This is a genomic window from Paraburkholderia sp. RAU2J (assembly GCF_003634845.1).
GTDB lineage: Bacteria > Pseudomonadota > Gammaproteobacteria > Burkholderiales > Burkholderiaceae > Paraburkholderia > Paraburkholderia fynbosensis.
The window spans coordinates 2871614-2890336 of the sequence record NZ_RBXG01000001.1; the positions used below are offsets into that span (position 1 = coordinate 2871614).

General features: G+C 63.4%; 18 protein-coding genes. 16 read left to right on the forward strand and 2 right to left on the reverse strand.

Annotation, left to right across the window (positions count from 1 at the left end; all coding sequences use genetic code 11):
- Positions 1 to 21: 21 nt before the first annotated feature.
- Positions 22 to 831, reverse strand: a complete 810-nt coding sequence (gene map, locus B0G69_RS13110) for a type I methionyl aminopeptidase (RefSeq protein WP_121317540.1) — start codon at positions 829 to 831, stop codon at positions 22 to 24.
- A gap of 549 nt (positions 832 to 1380) precedes the next feature.
- On the opposite strand from map, the gene rpsB reads away from it, so the two are divergent.
- The 16 genes from rpsB to B0G69_RS13190 all read left to right on the forward strand — a co-directional run bounded on the left by rpsB (position 1381) and on the right by B0G69_RS13190 (position 17661).
- On the forward strand, positions 1381 to 2133 hold the full coding sequence (gene rpsB / locus B0G69_RS13115; RefSeq protein WP_042323115.1) for a 30S ribosomal protein S2: 753 nt from the start codon (positions 1381 to 1383) through the stop codon (positions 2131 to 2133).
- 194 nt (positions 2134 to 2327) lie between these two features.
- On the forward strand, positions 2328 to 3209 hold the full coding sequence (gene tsf / locus B0G69_RS13120) for a translation elongation factor Ts (protein WP_121317542.1): 882 nt from the start codon (positions 2328 to 2330) through the stop codon (positions 3207 to 3209).
- Positions 3210 to 3427: 218 nt separating this feature from the next.
- Positions 3428 to 4141, forward strand: a complete 714-nt coding sequence (gene pyrH / locus B0G69_RS13125; protein ID WP_121317544.1) for a UMP kinase — start codon at positions 3428 to 3430, stop codon at positions 4139 to 4141.
- Between the two features lie 100 nt (positions 4142 to 4241).
- A complete protein-coding gene (frr, locus tag B0G69_RS13130; protein WP_012433445.1) occupies positions 4242 to 4802 on the forward strand; it encodes a ribosome recycling factor in 561 nt (186 codons plus the stop codon).
- A gap of 139 nt (positions 4803 to 4941) precedes the next feature.
- A complete protein-coding gene (gene uppS, locus B0G69_RS13135; protein WP_121317546.1) occupies positions 4942 to 5724 on the forward strand; it encodes a polyprenyl diphosphate synthase in 783 nt (260 codons plus the stop codon).
- Entirely contained in the window at positions 5718 to 6539 is an 822-nt protein-coding gene (locus B0G69_RS13140) for a phosphatidate cytidylyltransferase (protein WP_121317548.1), read from the forward strand. Before uppS ends, B0G69_RS13140 begins: the two co-directional genes overlap by 7 nt.
- Before the next feature lie 10 nt (positions 6540 to 6549).
- Positions 6550 to 7755, forward strand: a complete 1206-nt coding sequence (locus B0G69_RS13145) for a 1-deoxy-D-xylulose-5-phosphate reductoisomerase (RefSeq protein ID WP_121317550.1) — start codon at positions 6550 to 6552, stop codon at positions 7753 to 7755.
- Positions 7756 to 7762: 7 nt separating this feature from the next.
- Positions 7763 to 9157: an RIP metalloprotease RseP gene (gene rseP, locus B0G69_RS13150; protein WP_121317552.1), complete on the forward strand. Its 1395-nt coding sequence runs from the start codon at positions 7763 to 7765 to the stop codon at positions 9155 to 9157.
- Between the two features lie 67 nt (positions 9158 to 9224).
- The gene (gene bamA, locus B0G69_RS13155; RefSeq protein ID WP_121317554.1) at positions 9225 to 11528 is read left to right on the forward strand and encodes an outer membrane protein assembly factor BamA; all 2304 of its coding nucleotides are present in this window, start codon (positions 9225 to 9227) and stop codon (positions 11526 to 11528) included.
- Between the two features lie 47 nt (positions 11529 to 11575).
- Positions 11576 to 12097, forward strand: coding sequence for an OmpH family outer membrane protein (locus B0G69_RS13160; protein ID WP_174772087.1), 522 nt, complete (start codon positions 11576 to 11578; stop codon positions 12095 to 12097).
- 92 nt (positions 12098 to 12189) lie between these two features.
- On the forward strand, positions 12190 to 13314 hold the full coding sequence (gene lpxD / locus B0G69_RS13165) for a UDP-3-O-(3-hydroxymyristoyl)glucosamine N-acyltransferase (protein ID WP_121317557.1): 1125 nt from the start codon (positions 12190 to 12192) through the stop codon (positions 13312 to 13314).
- A gap of 202 nt (positions 13315 to 13516) precedes the next feature.
- Positions 13517 to 13981 carry a 3-hydroxyacyl-ACP dehydratase FabZ gene (gene fabZ / locus B0G69_RS13170; RefSeq protein WP_012433437.1) on the forward strand — a complete coding sequence of 155 codons (465 nt, stop codon included), beginning with the start codon at positions 13517 to 13519 and terminating at the stop codon, positions 13979 to 13981.
- Between the two features lie 109 nt (positions 13982 to 14090).
- The gene (lpxA, locus tag B0G69_RS13175; RefSeq protein WP_121317559.1) at positions 14091 to 14879 is read left to right on the forward strand and encodes an acyl-ACP--UDP-N-acetylglucosamine O-acyltransferase; all 789 of its coding nucleotides are present in this window, start codon (positions 14091 to 14093) and stop codon (positions 14877 to 14879) included.
- Positions 14880 to 14882: 3 nt separating this feature from the next.
- Positions 14883 to 16052 carry a lipid-A-disaccharide synthase gene (gene lpxB, locus B0G69_RS13180; RefSeq protein WP_121317561.1) on the forward strand — a complete coding sequence of 390 codons (1170 nt, stop codon included), beginning with the start codon at positions 14883 to 14885 and terminating at the stop codon, positions 16050 to 16052.
- On the forward strand, positions 16049 to 16807 hold the full coding sequence (gene rnhB / locus B0G69_RS13185) for a ribonuclease HII (protein ID WP_121317563.1): 759 nt from the start codon (positions 16049 to 16051) through the stop codon (positions 16805 to 16807). Before lpxB ends, rnhB begins: the two co-directional genes overlap by 4 nt.
- A gap of 68 nt (positions 16808 to 16875) precedes the next feature.
- The gene (locus B0G69_RS13190; RefSeq protein ID WP_121317565.1) at positions 16876 to 17661 is read left to right on the forward strand and encodes an RNA methyltransferase; all 786 of its coding nucleotides are present in this window, start codon (positions 16876 to 16878) and stop codon (positions 17659 to 17661) included.
- Positions 17662 to 17808: 147 nt separating this feature from the next.
- Here B0G69_RS13190 and B0G69_RS13195 read toward each other — a convergent pair whose 3' ends face one another.
- Complete coding sequence (locus B0G69_RS13195) at positions 17809 to 18624, reverse strand: pyruvate, water dikinase regulatory protein (RefSeq protein ID WP_121317567.1); 816 nt, start codon at positions 18622 to 18624, stop codon at positions 17809 to 17811.
- Between the last annotated feature and the right edge of the window lie 99 nt (positions 18625 to 18723).

Here is an 18723-nt window from a genome sequence, read left to right on the forward strand (position 1 = left end):
GGCGGTAAGGTCGGAGGTCGGTCAGGCGGTGGCGGCGACGATCGGCGGACGCGCCGGCGTGCCCGCGGACACGGTCAGGACGTCGTAGCCGGTTTCCGTGACAAGCACCGTGTGTTCCCACTGCGCCGACAGGCTGCGGTCCTTGGTCTTGACGGTCCACTGGTCCGGCATGGTGCGGATGTCGCGGCGGCCGGCGTTGATCATCGGCTCGATCGTGAAGATCATGCCGGCCTGCAGTTCGAGCCCGGTGCCGGGGCGGCCGTAGTGCAGGATTTGCGGGTCTTCGTGAAATACCGTGCCGATGCCGTGGCCGCAATATTCGCGCACCACGCTGTAGCCCTGGCCTTCCGCGTGTTTCTGGATGGCATGGCCGATGTCGCCGAGATGCGCGCCGGGGCGCACCTGGTCGATGCCGAGCCACATGCATTCGAAGGTGGTCTGCACGAGCCGTTTGGCCAGAATCGAGCCTTCGCCGACGATGAACATGCGGCTCGTGTCGCCGAAATAGCCTTCCTTGATCACCGTGATGTCGATGTTCAGCGCATCGCCGTTCTTCAGCGTCTTGTCGCCGGGGATGCCGTGGCAGATCACGTCGTTGACGGAAATGCAGGTGGCCTTCGGGTAAGGCGGGTAGCCGGGCGGCTGATAATTCAGCGGCGCCGGAACCGTGCCCTGTTCCTTCAGCATGTATTCGTGACACAGACGGTCGAGTTCGCCGGTCGTGACGCCGGCCTTGACGAACGGGGTAACGTAGTCGAGCACTTCGCTCGCGAGTTTGCAGGCGACGCGCATCTGCGCGATATCGTGTTCGTTTTTGAGCGTAATAGCCATGAGTCGGGCCTGAAATGCGATTTATTGCGAGATTATCGCACCATATTCCCGCTGCCGCAGGCTTTTGCGGCGGGGCTGGCGCGTTTTGGCGGATGTTTTTGGCGGCTGCCCGAGGGGCGGTCCAAATGGTCTAAGGGCGGTGATCGGGGACTGGATGCTGGCGCTGACGGGGCGTCACGCTTCACTTAATGTTATGCCTGGCTTTACGTCGCGCGTCGCGGCGAGGACCGCACTCGCGCTGCATCCCGGCTGCGGCAAAGGGAGCGGCCAGGCAGGTTGAGTCGGGTCACAGGCGCGTGCTATAATCTTTGGCTAAGTCGGTCCATGTCCTGTTTTATTTGCTCCGTATGAGTGTCTCATAGGGAGCGATGGCGGGCAGGAAAGGCTTCTCATAACGCCGGTTGCCTGCGCTATGAGGTTAAGGCGGTACCCAGGCAGCAAACTCGCAAGCCGGCGCACCCAGGGTGTCCGTCGCGTTCCAGCCAAAGAAGAAGGCGGGCGCGGCCGATACGGCGGCCGGCTTAAGACCCAACCCTCGCGGAGATTTTCATGGCAGTTACCATGCGTCAAATGCTGGAAGCCGGTGTCCACTTCGGTCACCAAACGCGCTTCTGGAACCCGAAGATGGCCCCCTTCATTTTCGGTCATCGCAACAAGATTCACATCATCAACCTCGAAAAGACGCTGCCGATGTACAACGACGCGCTGAAGTACGCGCGTCAACTGGCAGCGAACCGCGGCACGATCCTGTTCGTCGGCACGAAGCGTCAATCGCGCGACACGATCGCTGAAGAGGCGCAACGCGCTGGTATGCCGTTCGTCAACGCCCGCTGGCTCGGCGGCATGCTGACCAACTTCAAGACGCTGAAGGTTTCGATCAAGCGCCTGAAGGACATGGAAGCGGCGCTGGAAGCAGGCGAAACCGAACGCATGAGCAAGAAGGAAGCGCTGCTGTTCGAACGCGAAATGGCCAAGCTGCAGAAGTCGATCGGCGGCGTGAAGGACATGGGCGGCATTCCGGACGCGATCTTCGTGGTCGACGTCGGCTATCACAAGATTGCCGTCACCGAAGCGAACAAGCTCGGCATTCCGGTCATTGCAGTGGTCGATACGAACCACTCGCCGGAAGGCATCGACTACGTGATCCCGGGTAACGACGACGCCTCCAAGGCTGTCGCTTTATACACGGCTGGCGTGGCTGACGCGATCCTCGAAGGCCGTGCGAACGCGGTCAACGAAGTGGTGCAGGCTGCACGTGGCGACAACGGCGACGAGTTCGTCGAGGTCAACTCGGAAGCGTAAAGCTGCCCCGTGTCCGGCAAAAAAGGGGGCTTTCTACAGGCCCCCTTTTTTTAAGCCGCGACATTGTAGTGGGGCGCTGCAGGCGGTGCCCAGCGCGTTGTCCGTAAAAAATTACGTGGAACGCTGAAACGAATTCTTGCCGCCGGTATCGAAGTGCGGGCGGCGTGTGACAGACGGAACTCAAGGAGCAAATGATGGCGGCAATTACCGCAAGCATGGTTGCAGAACTGCGCGCAAAGACCGACGCGCCGATGATGGAATGCAAGAAGGCGCTGACGGAAGCCGACGGCGACATGGCGCGCGCTGAAGAGCTGCTGCGCGTGAAGCTGGGCAACAAGGCCAGCAAGGCAGCGTCGCGCGTGACGGCTGAAGGCGTGGTCGCATCGTTTATCGGCGGCAACGCGGGTTCGCTGGTCGAACTGAACTGCGAAACCGACTTCGTTTCGAAGAACGATGACTTCCTGGCTTTCTCGAAGCAGATCGCCGAGCTGGTCGCTACGCAAAACCCGGCTGACGTCGCTGCCCTGTCGGCACTGCCGCTGGACGGCTCGACGGTCGACGCGGTGCGCCTTGCACTGGTCGGCAAGATCGGCGAAAACCTGTCGATCCGCCGTTTCGTGCGCTTCGACACGGCTAACAAGCTGGCAGCGTACCTGCACGGCACGCGTATCGGCGTGCTGGTCGAGTACACCGGCGCGGACGAGCAGGTCGGCAAGGACGTGGCAATGCACATCGCCGCAATGAAGCCGGTTTCGCTGTCGTCGGACGACGTGCCTGCGGACCTGATTGCCAAGGAACGCAGCATCGCCGAACAGAAAGCCGCCGAATCGGGTAAGCCGGCTGAAATCGTCGCCAAGATGGTCGACGGCAGCGTGCAGAAGTACTTGAAGGAAGTGTCGCTGCTGAACCAGACGTTCGTTAAAAACGACAAGCAGACGATCGAACAGATGCTGAAGGCCGGCAACGCGAGCGTGCAGAAGTTCGCGCTGTTCGTGGTCGGTGAGGGCATCGAGAAGAAGCAGGATGACTTCGCAGCAGAAGTGGCCGCACAAGTCGCTGCTGCAAAGCAACAATAAGTCTTACCGAAGCTTCACGGTAGTACCGTTGGACCCGCGGCGGAGCAAGACTCTGCCGCGGTCGGCAGCGCCGCAAGGCTGCGCGCGGGTTGACCCTCGCAGCGCAGCCGCCGGCGGACTCGAGGGTCCGTCAATTTGGCGGCGCTTGCCCGAATCAGTATTTCACCCCTACATTAGTCCCTTGTTGTTGCCCTGTTCTGCGCGATCTGGATACCTCTATGCCCACTGCCTACAAACGCGTCCTGCTCAAACTCTCCGGTGAAGCTCTGATGGGCGACGATGCCTTTGGCATCAATCGCGCGACCATCGAACGAATGGTGGCGGACGTGGCCGAAGTGGTCCGTCTCGGAACGCAGCTGGCCGTGGTGATCGGCGGCGGCAATATTTTCCGCGGCGTCGCGGGCGGCGCGGCCGGTATGGATCGCGCCACGGCCGACTACATGGGCATGCTGGCCACGATGATGAACGCGCTGGCGCTGCAGGACGCGATGCGCCACGCCGGTATCGAAGCGCGCGTGCAATCGGCGCTGCGCATGGACCAGGTGGTCGAGCCGTACATCCGGCCTCGCGCGATTCGCCAGCTCGAAGAAGGCAAAGTCGTGATTTTCGCGGCCGGCACCGGCAACCCGTTCTTCACGACCGACACGGCCGCCGCACTGCGCGGCTCGGAAATCGGCGCGGAAGTCGTGCTGAAGGCAACCAAGGTGGACGGCGTCTATTCGGCCGATCCCAAGAAAGATCCGAGCGCGACCCGCTACATGACGATCAGCTTCGACGAAGCAATCGGCCGCAATCTGCAGGTGATGGACGCCACGGCGTTCGCGCTGTGCCGCGACCAGAAGCTGCCGATCCGCGTTTTTTCGATCGTCAAAGCGGGCGCGCTCAAGCGCATCGTACAAGGCGAGGACGAAGGCACGCTCGTCCACGTGTAAACTCTCGTTCACATAACGTGGGCTTTGACGCGGGCCCAGGCCGCCGCCTATTGCGCGCGCAGGCCGGCTCGCACCGTTTTGAAGGTTCGGAGGTTTAAAAATGTCTGTGGCTGATATCAGGAAGGGCGCTGAACAAAAAATGCAGCGCTCCATCGACGCGTTCAAGAACGACCTGTCGAAGATCCGCACGGGCCGTGCGCACACGGGTCTGCTCGATCACATCCAGTGCGATTACTACGGTTCGCCGGTGCCGATTTCGCAGGTCGCGAATCTGACGCTGATCGACGCGCGCACGATCGGCGTGCAGCCGTGGGAAAAGAAGATGGTCCAGGTCGTCGAAAAGGCGATCCGCGAGTCGGACCTCGGTCTGAACCCGGCCACGCAAGGCGACGTGATCCGCGTGCCGATGCCCGCGCTGACCGAGGAACGCCGCCGCGAACTGACCAAGGTGGTCAAGAGCGAAGCGGAAACGGCCAAGGTTGCGGTCCGCAACCTGCGTCGCGACGCCAACGAGCAGCTGAAGAAGCTCGTGAAAGACAAGGAAATTTCGGAAGACGACGAGCGTCGCGCAGGCGACGACGTTCAGAAGCTCACAGACAAGTTTGTCGCTGAAATCGACAAGCTCGTCGTGACGAAAGAAGCCGAGATCATGACGGTCTGAGATCGGCCGGCTCTTGGGAAAGCGCCGGTTGCCCGACGTTTTCCCGGTCCCGCGGGGGCTCGGCTCGAAAGCCGGGCGGGGAGCCACTCAGCATCTTCACGATTTTCACTTCTTTATTTGCAGTCACTGTCCAACGGCCATGACCTATACCAGCTCAACCGTGCGCGTGCCTGATGTCGCCGCGGTGCCGCGACATATCGCGATCATCATGGATGGCAACGGCCGTTGGGCCACCCAGCGGCGCTTGCCGCGCGTGGCGGGCCATACGCGCGGCGTCGACGCGGTGCGTGCGGCCGTCGAGGCGTGCGCCCGGCAAGGCGTCGAATACCTGACGCTGTTCGCCTTCAGTTCCGAGAACTGGCGCCGTCCGAACGAGGAAGTGTCGTTCCTGATGCGCCTGTTCGTCACCGCGCTGGAGCGCGAGATCGGCAAGCTGCACGCGAACGGCATCCGGTTGCGCGTGGTCGGCGATCTGGACCGTTTCGATACGCGCATCCGCGACCTGATCAAGCGCGCGGAAACCAAAACCGCACGCAATACCCGTCTTACGCTGACCATCGCCGCGAATTACGGCGGTCGCTGGGACATCATGCAGGCCACCCGCAAGCTCGCCGAGCAGTCGGCGGCAGCGGGCAAGGCAGTCGAGGTCAACGAGGATTCGTTCGCCGAGCACCTGTCCATGGCTTATGCGCCGGAGCCGGACCTGTTTATCCGCACCGGCGGTGAGCGCCGCGTCAGCAACTTCCTGCTGTGGCAGCTCGCCTACACCGAGTTCTACTTCACCGACACCTTCTGGCCGGATTTCGATGCCGACGCGCTCGGCCACGCGATCGCTTCGTACGCGGAGCGCGAACGCCGCTTCGGCCGCACTAGTGCTCAACTCGAGCCGCAATCGCAAAACGTCGATTCGCTTCCATGCTAAAAACCCGTGTCATCACGGCGATCATCCTGCTGGCAGTGTTCCTGCCGGTCACGCTGTTCGCGCCGGTTGGCGCGTTCGGTGCGCTGATCGCCTTCGTCGTCGTGTTCGCCGCATGGGAGTGGGCGCGCCTGCTCAAGCTAGGCGGCGCCGGTCCGGTCATCTACGCGCTGGTGGCGGCGGTCGCGCTCGTCGCCAGCACGCGGCTCGGCACGGGCGTCGTGGAGGGCCGCTCGCTCTTCAAGGCCGCGGCCATCTTCTGGGTGGTCGCCGGGCCGTTCGTGCTGCTGCGCAGGCCTACGCTCGCGCAGGGGGCATGGCGCATCTTTCTGTTTCTTGCCGGCATTGTGGTATTTGTCGCGTGCTGGCATGCTCTCGTCGCCGCGCGCATGCAGGGCGTGCCCTTCGTGCTGTCGCTGCTGCTATTGGTATGGCTGGCCGATATCGGCGCATACTTCTCCGGAAAAGCGTTCGGAAAACACAAGCTGGCGCCTGCCATCAGTCCGGGTAAGACTTGGGAGGGCGCGATCGGCGGCTGGCTGGTGGTGATGATCGTCGCCGCGGCAGCGGTCTTTTTGCACGCGTTCGAGCCGACCCTGTATTCTGCGCTGCTGGCGCAATGGGGCGCCGCGCGCACACTGCTCGCACTGACCTTGCTGGTGGCCTTCAGCGTGGTGGGCGACCTGTTCGAATCGATGATGAAACGCCAGGCCGGGGTGAAAGATTCAAGCGGCCTGTTGCCGGGGCACGGCGGCGTGCTCGACCGCATCGACGCATTATTGCCGGTGCTGCCGCTTGCCATGCTGCTGCTCGGCTAGAGAAAGAGATATGCAAAAACGTCTGACATTGCTCGGTTCCACGGGCTCGATTGGAGACAGCACGCTCGACGTCGTCGCGCGTCATCCCGAGCGTTTTTCGGTATATGCGCTCTCCGCGCATCGCAACGGCGACAAGCTCGTCGAGCAATGCCTGCGCTTCAAACCCGAAGTCGCGGTGGTCGGCGACGCCGGCACCGCCGCGCGCGTCGCCGCGAAACTGCGCGACGCGGGTAGCAAGACCGAGGTCATCTATGGGCCGCAAGCGCTCGTCGACGTGTCGAAGAGCGACGGCTGCGATACGGTCGTGGCGGCGATCGTCGGCGCAGCCGGCCTCGCGCCGAGCCTCGCGGCCGCACGCGCCGGCAAACGCATCCTGCTCGCCAACAAGGAAGCGCTGGTGATGTCCGGCGCGATCTTCATGGACGCGGTGCGCGACAACGGCGCGGTGCTGCTGCCGGTCGACAGCGAACACAACGCGATTTTCCAGTGCCTGCCGCGCGAAGCCGCGCTGCACGGCGGCGTCTCCAAGATCATCCTGACCGCGTCGGGCGGCCCGTTTCGCACCCGCGAACCGGCCACGCTCGTCGACGTCACGCCGGACGAAGCCTGCAAGCATCCGAACTGGGTCATGGGCCGCAAGATTTCGGTCGACTCCGCGACGATGATGAACAAGGGCCTCGAAGTGATCGAGGCGCACTGGCTGTTCGGTTTGCCGGGCGAGCGTATCGACGTGCTGATTCACCCGCAAAGCGTGATCCACTCGCTGGTTTCGTACGCCGACGGTTCGGTGCTCGCGCAGCTTGGCAACCCCGACATGCGCACGCCGATTGCTCACGCGCTGGCGTTCCCGGATCGGGTGGATTCGGGCGTCGCGCAGCTCGATCTCGCGCAGATCGCCTCGCTGTCGTTCGAGAAGCCGGATTACACGCGCTTCCCGTGTCTCTCGCTGGCGATGAAGGCGCTGGCCGAGGGCGGCATCGCGAGCGCGGCGCTGAATGCCGCGAACGAAATCGCGGTGGAGGCGTTCCTGTCGCGCCGGATCGGTTTCATGACGATCGCGCAGGTGGTCGACTCGGTGCTCAACGCTTTGCCGAACCGCAGCGCACACGCGCTCGAAGACGTAATCGAAGCGGATGCCGCCGCGCGTCGCGCCGCTGCTGAATTCATCGCGCGTCTGCCCGACGGCGCCAGTCGTACGGAACGCGCCGTCCAGTGAGGCGCTTATGAATCTGCTGATTGAACTGCTCGCCTTCGCGGTCGCGATTGGCGTACTCGTGGTCGTCCACGAGTATGGGCATTACAGCGTCGCGCGACTATGCGGCGTGAAGGTGCTGCGCTTTTCGATCGGCTTCGGCAAGCCGCTGTTCCAGTGGGTGAGCCCGAAGACGGGCACCGAATGGACCATTGCCGCGCTGCCTCTCGGCGGCTACGTGAAGATGCTCGACGAGCGCGAAACCGGCACCGCGCCGATTCCCGCCGACGAGTTGCCGCATGCGTTCAACCGGCAGTCGGTGTGGCGGCGCTTTGCGATCGTCGCGGCCGGCCCGGTCGCGAACTTCCTGCTGGCCATCGTCCTGTTCGCGCTCGTGTTTGCCAGTGGCGTGACCGAGCCGGCGGCGGTGCTCGCGGCGCCCGCGCCGAATACGCCGGCGGCGGTGGCTGGGTTCGAGGGTGGCGAGACCATCGTCGCGGTGCGGGTCGGCAGGGCCGACGATTCGGAACCGGTCCGCTCATGGTCAGACCTGCGCTGGAAACTGTTGGGTGCAGCATTCGATCAGAAGCGCATCGTGCTGAGCGCGAAAGACGCGCACGGCGTTTCCGATTTCCCGCTCGACCTGCGCGCTATCAGCGAGAAAGACGTCGACGACGACTTCATGTCGCGTCTGGGTTTCGAGCCGGGCGGCGGCAAGCTGATGGTCGCCGGCGTGCAGCCGGGCAGCGCGGCGCAGCGAGCGGGCCTCGTCGCGGGCGATCGTTTGCGCGCCATCAACGGCACGCCGACCGACAATGCCGCGACCTTCATCGCTTATGTAAAATCGCACGCCGGCCAGCCGGTCACGTTGCAGGTGGAGCGCGGCGGCCAGGGCGCTCAGGCGGCGGGCAAGCTCGAAGACATCAGCATCGTTCCGCAAGCGCAGCGCGATCCTGCGACCGGTCAGCAGATCGGCCGCATCGGCGCGGAACTGGCGACCCAGGTGCCGTCGATCGACGTGCGTTACGGGCCGATCGAGAGTCTGCAACTGGGCGCGCGCCGCACGTGGGATCTCGCGGTCTATTCGGTACGCATGTTCGGCAGGATGATCGTCGGCGAAGCATCGCTGAAAAATCTTTCCGGTCCGGTGACGATCGCCGACTACGCAGGAAAGAGCGCACGTCTGGGTCCTTCTGCATTCCTGTCGTTCCTGGCCCTTGTCAGTATTAGCCTTGGCGTACTGAACCTGCTACCAATTCCGGTATTGGACGGGGGTCATCTGTTATATTATTTGGTTGAAGCTGTGACCGGTAAAGTTGTCTCCGATCGCTGGCAACTCGTTTTTCAGAGGGCGGGTCTCGCCTGCATCGTCGCATTGTCGGCGATCGCGCTGTTCAACGATCTGGCTCGTTTAATCCATTTTTAAAGTGTCCGGCGGCGTTCACGATGGCGACCGCCTGACCTGATGCAGCTATATACACTGGGGAAGCACGTTGTTTAAACCTCATCGCTTTGTTCCAAAAACGGTTATAGCCGCGGCTTTCGCCGCGCATGGGCTGGTTGCTCACGCAACGTCGCCCTTCGTGGTGCAAGACATCCGCATTGAGGGATTGCAACGCGTCGAACCCGGTACCGTGTTCGCGTATCTGCCCATCAAGCAAGGCGACACGTTTAGCGACGACAAGGCGTCCGAAGCAATTCGCGCGCTGTATGCCACGGGCTTCTTCAACGACGTCAAGATTGCGACCGAAGGCAATGTCGTCATCGTACAGGTGCTGGAACGTCCGGCCATCGGCACGATCGACTTCGCCGGCATTCATGAATTCGACAAGGAAAACCTGACCAAGGCGCTGCGCGCGGTCGGTTTGTCGCAAGGCCGTTATTACGACAAGGCGCTGGTCGATCGCGCCGAGCAGGAACTCAAGCGCCAGTATCTGACGCGCGGTTATTACGCCGCCGAAGTGACCACCACGGTGACGCCGATTGACCGCAATCGCGTGTCGGTGCTGTTCTCGGTCGCCGAAGGTCCGAGCGCGAAGATCCGCCAGATCAACTTCATCGGCAACAAGGCGTTCAGCACGGGTACGCTGCGCGACGAAATGCAGCTGTCCACGCCGAACTGGTTCTCGTGGTACACGAAGAACGACCTTTACGCAAAAGACAAGCTCACCGGCGACCTCGAAAACGTCCGCTCGTATTACCTGAATCGCGGCTATCTCGAGTTCAACATCGAGTCGACCCAGGTGTCGATCACGCCGGACAAGAAGGACATGTATCTGACGGTCACGCTGCACGAAGGCGAGCCGTACACGATTTCGAACATCAAACTGGCCGGCAATCTGCTCGATCGCGAAGCGGAGCTGACCAAGCTGATCAAGATCAAACCGGGCGACCGTTTCTCGGCTGAAAAGCTGCAGGCCACCACGAAGGCGATCGTCGACAAGCTCGGCGAATACGGCTACGCGTTCGCGACCGTCAATGCGCAGCCGCAGATCGATCAGACCAACCACAAGGTCGACCTGACGCTGCAGGTGGACCCGAGCCGCCGCGTCTACGTGCGCCGCATCAACGTGGTCGGCAACACGCGCACCCGCGACGAAGTGGTGCGCCGTGAAATGCGCCAGCTTGAAAGCTCGTGGTTCGATTCGAACCGCCTCGCGCTGTCGAAGGACCGCATCAACCGCCTGGGCTACTTCACTGACGTCGACGTGACCACGGTGCCGGTCGAAGGCACGCCGGACCAGGTCGATGTTGACGTCAAGGTGGCCGAAAAGCCGACCGGCGCGATTACGCTGGGCGCGGGTTTCTCGTCGACCGACAAGGTGGTGCTGTCGGCCGGTGTGTCGCAGGACAACGTGTTCGGTTCGGGCACGAGTCTCGCGGTGAACGTCAATACTGCGAAGACGTACCGCACGTTGACGGTCACGCAGGTCGATCCGTACTTCACGGTCGACGGCATCAAGCGTATTACCGACGTCTACTACCGCACGTACCAGCCGCTGTACTACTCGACGGATTCGAGCTTCAAGATCGTCACGATCGGTGGCGACCTGAAGTTCGGCATTCCGTTCTCCGAAGTCGACACGGTGTATTTCGGCGCGGGTCTCGAGCAGAACCAGCTGGACATCGACTCGAACACGCCGCAAAGCTACATCGACTACGTGCATGAGTTCGGCCGCGTGTCGAACAACGTACCGATCACGGTGGGCTGGTCGCGCGACGCGCGTGACAGCGCGCTGGTGCCGAGCCGCGGTTACTTCACGCAGGCGAACGCTGAATACGGCACGCCGATCGGCGGCACGCAGTATTACAAGGCCGACATCAACGCGCAGTACTATTATTCGTTCGCGCGCGGGTTCGTGCTGGGCTTCAACTTCCAGGGCGGCTACGGTAACGGGCTGGGCGGCAAGCCTTATCCGATTTTCAAGAACTACTACGCGGGCGGTATCGGTTCGGTGCGGGGCTACGAGCCGAGCTCGCTGGGACCGCGCGACGCGAAGACGGGCGACCCGATCGGCGGCTCGAAGCTGCTGGTGGGTAACGTCGAGTTGACCTTCCCGCTGCCGGGTACGGGTTACGACCGCACGCTGCGCGTGTTCACCTTCCTCGACGCTGGTAACGTCTGGGGCACGGAAGGCAACAGCGTCGGCGCGAACGGCCTGCGCTATGGCTACGGTGTCGGTCTGGCGTGGATTTCGCCGATCGGCCCGCTCAAGCTCAGCCTGGGCTTCCCGCTTACGAAGCACACCGGCGACCAGTATCAGAAATTCCAGTTCCAGATCGGGACGGCGTTCTGATCACGGCCGCAGGCGGCCAGCCAAACTACAGTATCGAGAGGATGACTTTGCTAACCGGTATGTTTTCGAAACGTGTAGCGTGCGCGATGGCGCTGGCAATGACCTTGGGCGTCGGGGTAGCGCACGCGCAGGAGGCGAAGATCGCCGCGGTGAATTCCGACCGCATCCTGCGCGAATCGGCGGCGGCGAAAGCTGCCCAGGTCAAGCTCGAAGCCGAATTCGCGAAGCGTGACAAGGATCTCGCCGACATGGCGCAGAAGCTGAAGTCGATGTCGGATTCGCTCGACAAGAACGGCGCGTCGATGTCGGCCGCCGATCGTGCGCAAAAGCAGCGCGATCTGTCGCAACTGGACACGGACTTCCAGCGCAAGCAACGCGAATTCCGCGAAGATCTGAATCAGCGCCGCAACGAGGAGCTGGCGGCGGTGCTCGACCGCGCCAACAAGGTCATCAAGCAGATCGCCGAGGCGCAGCACTACGATCTGATCGTGCAGGAAGCGGTGTACGTGAGCCCGCGCATCGACATCACCGACCAGGTGCTCAAGGCGCTGGCGGCGTCGGGCAACTGAGGAAGGCCAGAGGGATGGCACGCCCACACCGGCACGCCGCCGCGCGCGGACGCAATAACAGGTTGGATTGAACAGCAGGAGACAGGACAGGCATGGCATTTACGCTCGAGGACATCGTCCAGCGGTTCGGCGGTACGGTAGTCGGAAACGGTTCGCAGCGCGTCGGCAGTCTGGCGCCGCTCGACCAGGCGGGCCCGAACCAACTGGCGTTCCTCGCGAATCCGAAGTACCTGTCGCAGGTAGAAGCCACTCGCGCGGGCGCGGTGTTGATCAACGCCGACGACCTCGCGAAGCTGGCTTCGCGTGAGGGCCGTAACTTCATCGTCACGCCGAACCCGTACGCTTACTTTGCGCGCGTCGCGCAAACCTTCATCGACCTCGCCGCGCCGAAGGCTGTGCCCGGCGTGCATCCGAGCGCAACCATCGATCCGTCCGCGCAGGTTGCCGCGAGCGCGGTGGTCGGCCCGCACGTCACGGTGGAAGCGGGCGCCGTAATCGGCGAGAACGTCCGGCTGGATGCCAATGTCGTGATCGGCCGGGGCACGCGCATTGGCGCGGACTCTCATCTGTATCCGAATGTCGCCGTGTACCACGGCTGCAAGCTCGGCGAGCGCGTGATCGTGCACGCGGGCGCGGTGATCGGCTCGGACGGTTTCGGCTTTGCGCCGGATTTCGTCGGTGAGGGCGACGCGCGTACCGGCAGCTGGGTCAAGATTCCGCAGGTCGGCGGCGTGTCGATCGCGGCGGACGTCGAAATCGGCGCGAACACCACGATCGACCGTGGCGCAATGGCCGATACGATCATCGAAGAGTGCGTGAAGATCGACAACCTCGTGCAGATCGGCCACAACTGCAAGGTCGGCGCGTACACGGTGATCGCCGGTTGCGCGGGCATCGCGGGCAGCACGACGATCGGCCGTCATTGCATGATTGGCGGCGCGGTCGGCATTGCCGGGCACGTCACGCTGGCCGACTATGTGATCGTCACCGCGAAGTCGGGGGTGTCGAAATCACTCCTGAAGCCCGGTATGTACACCAGCGCGTTCCCAGCCGTGAACCATGCGGACTGGAACAAGAGCGCGGCCCTGCTGCGCAATATCGACAAACTGCGCGATCGTATCCGGGCGCTCGAAAGCGCCGCGGCCGACGGTTCGGGCAACGCGGAGCCCCATGCGGCGGGCCACGCGGCAAGCAATTCCGCAGGCGAGAAGCCTTGAGATATCAGGGCGGTTCGTCGGCATCGCGTAAGCTTGCCGGCACCGCGTAAAATGGCGGGCAGCATCACGAAGCAAAGTCGGTTGCCGTGACCGGGTGGCACGGCCGCCGGATCATGGCGGGCGCCTGCAGCACGCGTTTTCAACCCACCTGCACCAGCATCCGCAGTCATCATCGCGCAGTCAATGCGTGAGCAGAAACACCATGAGCACCGAAAAAATCAATCTCGACATTCATAAGATTCTCACGCTGCTGCCCCATCGTTACCCGATCCTGCTGGTCGATCGGGTGCTCGAACTCGAGCCGCACAAGTGCATCAAAGCGTTGAAGAACGTGTCGATCAACGAGCCGTATTTCCAGGGGCATTTCCCGACCCGCCCGGTCATGCCCGGCGTGCTGATTCTCGAAGCGCTCGCGCAAACCGCGGCTTTGCTGACGTTTTCGGAGGAGCCGAGCGATCCGTCGAACACGCTCTATCTATTCGTGGGTATCGACAATGCGCGCTTCAAGCGCGTCGTGGAGCCGGGCGATCAGCTGATCCTGAACTGCACGTTCGAGCGTCATATGCGCGGCATCTGGAAGTTCAAGGCGCGCGCCGAAGTGGATGGCGTCGTGGCGGCGGAAGCCGACCTGATGTGCGCGGTGCGGCACACGGACAAAGACGCTTAAGCGCGCGTCAAGGCAACCAGGGAGCGGGCGGCGGGCGTTTTGACACCGGCGCGGCCGGTTCCGCCAGAAGCCCATCCAGACAACGCAACAGAATCAGAAGCGAGGACGCATGAGCAGGATTCATCCCACTGCGATCGTCGAACCGGGCGCACAACTCGACGAATCGGTCGAAGTCGGTCCGTACGCCGTGATCGGCGCACACGTGACGATCGGTGCACGCAGCACGGTCGGTTCGCATAGCGTGATCGAAGGCTACACCACGATCGGCGAAGACAACCGGATCGGCCACTACGCATCGGTCGGCGGCCGTCCGCAGGACATGAAGTACAAGGACGAGCCGACCCGGCTCGTGGTCGGCAACCGCAACATGATCCGCGAATTCACGACGATCCACACCGGCACGATGCAGGACGCCGGCGTCACCACGCTAGGTGACGACAACTGGATCATGGCCTACGTGCACATCGGGCACGACTGCCACGTCGGCAACAACGTCATTCTGTCGAGCAACGCACAGATGGCCGGCCACGTGACGATCGGCGACCACGCGATCATCGGCGGCATGTCGGGCGTGCATCAGTTCGTGCGCATCGGTGCACATTCGATGCTGGGCGGCGCCTCGGCGCTGGTGCAGGACATCCCGCCGTTCGTGATCGCCGCCGGCAACAAGGCGGAGCCGCATGGCATCAACGTCGAAGGCCTGCGCCGCCGCGGCTTCTCGCCGGATGCGATTTCGGCGCTGCGCACGGCGTACCGCGTGCTGTACAAGAACGGTCTGTCGCTGGAAGAGGCGAAGGTGCAATTGCGCGAACTCGCGTCCGCCGGCGGTGACGGCGATGCGCCGGTGCAGACGCTGCTCGCGTTCGTCGAAGCGTCGCAACGCGGCATCATCCGCTAACCGATGGCATTACAACCCAGTCCGCTACGCGTCGCGATGGTGGCCGGCGAGCCGTCCGGCGACCTGCTGGCGGCCTCGCTGCTCGACGGTCTCGCGAGCCGTCTGCCCGCCGGCACCCAGTACTACGGGATCGGCGGTCCACGCATGATCGCCACGGGTTTCGACGCCCACTGGCCGATGGAAAAGCTCACGGTGCGCGGCTATGTCGAAGCGCTGCGGCACATCCCCGGGATTCTCGGCATTCGCAACGAACTGAAGCGTCAGTTGCTGGCCGAGCCGCCGTCGGTGTTCGTCGGCGTGGATGCGCCCGATTTCAATTTCGGGCTCGAGCACGCGCTGCGCGACGCGGGCATTCCGACCGTTCACTTCGTCTGTCCGTCAATCTGGGCGTGGCGCGGCGGGCGCATCAAGAAGATCGCCAGAGCGGTCGATCACATGCTGTGCGTGTTCCCGTTCGAAACGGCGCTGCTGGAAAAGGCGGGGGTCGCGGCCTCATACGTGGGTCATCCGCTCGCCGACGAGATTCCGCTCGAACCCGACACGCTCGGCGCGCGCCGTGCGCTCGGTCTCGCGGAAAGCGGGCCGATCATCGCGGTGCTGCCGGGCAGCCGGCGCTCGGAAATCGATCTGATCGGCCCGACGTTTTTTGCCGCGATGGAGATGATGCAGCACCAGGAGCCCGGTCTGCGGTTCGTGATGCCGGCGGCCACGCCGACCTTGCGCGACATGCTGCGGCCGCTGGTCGACGCGCATCCGGGCCTCGCGCTGACGATTACCGACGGCCAGTCGCAACTCGCGATGACCGCCGCCGACGCGATCCTCGTGAAGAGCGGCACCGTGACGCTCGAAGCCGCGCTGCTGAAAAAGCCGATGGTCATTTCGTACAAGGTGCCCTGGCTGACCGGCCAGATCATGCGCCGTCAGGGCTATCTGCCGTACGTCGGCCTGCCGAACATTCTGGCTGGACGCTTCGTGGTGCCGGAAATCCTGCAGCACTTCGCGACGCCGCAGGCGCTCGCCGAAGCCACGCTGAAACAGTTGCGCGACGAAGCCAACCGGCGCACGCTGACGGAAATCTTCACGGAGATGCATCACGTGCTGAAGCAGAATACCGCGCAGCGTGCGGCGGAAATCGTGGCGAGCGTCATCGAAAAGCGCACGGGGCGGCTGTGATCATCACACGCGCACCTCGCCGCAAGGCTGTGGCGGTCGCTGGAACCGCCGCGCAGGTCGGCCTGAACTTCGAGACGGCGGATGACATCGTCTGCGGCGTCGACGAAGCAGGGCGCGGTCCGCTGGCCGGGCCCGTCGTCGCGGCTGCGGTGATTTTCGATCCGGCCAGGCCGATGATTCGCGGGCTCGATGATTCGAAGGCGCTCAGCGCCAAAAAACGCGACGAGCTGTACGACAAGATCGTCGACCGCGCACTCGCGTACTGCGTCGCGTCGGCGACGGTCGAAGAAATCGACTCGCTGAACATCCTGCACGCCACGATGCTGGCGATGAAGCGCGCCGTGGAAGGCCTGTCGGTCGTGCCCACGCTCGTCAAGATCGACGGCAATCGCTGTCCGACGCTGAGCATTCGCAGCGAAGCGGTGATCGGCGGCGATGCGCTCGTGAAGAGCATTTCAGCGGCGTCGATTCTTGCCAAAGTCACGCGCGACCGGATGCTGCTCGAACTGCATCAGCGCCATCCTGTGTACGGTTTCAATGCGCATGTTGGCTATGGCACGCCGCAGCACCTCGCGGCGCTGCGCGAGCATGGGCCGTGCGAGCACCATCGGCGCTCGTTCGCGCCGGTGCGCGAAGCGCATCTGCGATTCGGCACGGGCGTGCCGTTGCCGTCGGCGGAAGTCGTCATCGTGCCGGGCACGCTGGGCGACGCAATGTTCGACGACGACGCCTTCGGCGAACCCAGCGGCATCTGAACACCCTCTGAGCGACGCGCGCTTTCAGGCGCAGCGCTCTTCTCCCATTCTCACCGTCTTCGCTGCCTGTGAAAGCCATCACCTCGCGGGACAATCCGCTCTACAAACGCCTGAAGGCATTGGCCGGCTCGACGCATCAACAGCGCCGCAGCGGCCACGCGCTGCTCGAAGGATTCCATCTCGCGAGCGCGTATCTCGACGTCGCCGGGCAGCCGGAAATGTGCGTCGTCACCGACGGCGCGCTGGGTCACGACGAAGCGCAGGCGATCGTCTCGCGCATCGAGGATCATCGCATTGTGACGTTGCCGGACGCGCTGTTCGGACAGTTGTCGAATGTCGTACACGGTGTCGGAATTCTGCTGCTGGTCGGGAAGCTCGATACGCCGCTGCCCGAGACGGTCGCGCAAACCTGCCTCGTGCTCGACGGCGTGCAGGACGCGGGCAACGTCGGTTCGATTCTGCGCAGCGCGGCCGCGGCCGGGATTCAGCAGGTGTTCTGCGCGCCGGGGACGGCGTACGCATGGTCATCGAAGGTACTGCGCTCGGGCATGGGTGCGCACTTCCTGCTGCAGATTCACGAGGATGTCGACGCGCAGGCGTTGATCGAGCGCCTGGCGGTGCCAATCGTCATCACCGATTCGCACGGCGCCGAGGCGATTTACGATTGCGATCTGAGCGGGCCGCTCGCGTGGGTGTTCGGCAACGAAGGGGCGGGCGTGTCGCAGCTCTGGCGCGAGGCGGTTTCGCTGCGGGTGACGATTCCGCAGCCGGGCGGGATGGAGTCGCTGAACGTGGCGGCTGCGGCAGCCGTCTGCGTGTTCGAGCAGTGTCGTCAACAGCGCGGACGGGATTGACAGCAAAGATCGCGGCGCGCACTGCGCCGCTGGGTGCTTCGCAGGGCCGCTCGCCCATGCCACGGCGCAATGCTACGTCGTGTAGCCCTCGCTGATGCGGCTGCGTATCACCCCGCAGTCCCGCGTCGTTGCAATCTCAACCCGCGCTCAATAAGCCGGCCGCTCCAGCTTGATCTCCTGCAGGATCGTCGTCGCGATCTCTTCGATCGACTTGTGCGTCGACGACAACCACTTGATCCCCTCACGCCGCATCATCGTTTCCGCTTCATTGATTTCGTAGCGGCAATTCTCCGGCGCCGCATACTTGCTGCCCGGTCGACGCTCGTTACGGATTTCCGACAGACGCTGCGGATCGATCGACAAACCAAACATCTTCTGCCGATGTGCGAGCAGCGGCGTCGGCAGCTTGCCGCGCTCGAAGTCTTCCGGAATCAGCGGATAGTTGGCCGCCTTGACGCCGTACTGCATCGCCAGATAGAGGCTCGTCGGCGTTTTGCCGCTGCGCGACACGCCGACCAGGATCACGTCGGCGTCGGCGAGATTGCGGTTCGACTGGCCGTCGTCGTGGGCGAGCGAGAAGTTGATCGCCTCGATCCGGTTCTTGTACTCCTCGGTGTCCGCGTTCTGGTGGCCGCGGCCCATCGCGTGACTCGACTTCAGCTCCAGTTCCTGTTCGAGCGGCTCGACGAAGGTCTGAAACATGTCCAGCACCAGCGCATTCGAGCCTTTGACGATCTGATTCGACGCGCTGTCCACCAGCGTGGTGAAGACGATCGGACGGCGGCCGTCCTGCACGATCGCCTCGTTGATCTTTTCGAGCGTCGCGTAGGCTTTTTCCGTCGAGTCGACGAAGGGCACGCGCACCAGGCGGAATTTCTGGTCGAACTGGGACAGGATCGAATGCGCGAAGGTTTCGGCAGTAATCCCGGTACCGTCGGAGACGATGAATACGGTGGGCGGCATCAGTGGAGCTGGGGAACGTGAGCGGCAACAAGCGCTCGAATCAAAGATCGCTGCGGTGAGCACGCTGCCCGGCGACTAACCGCCGAGGCAGCGGCGTCG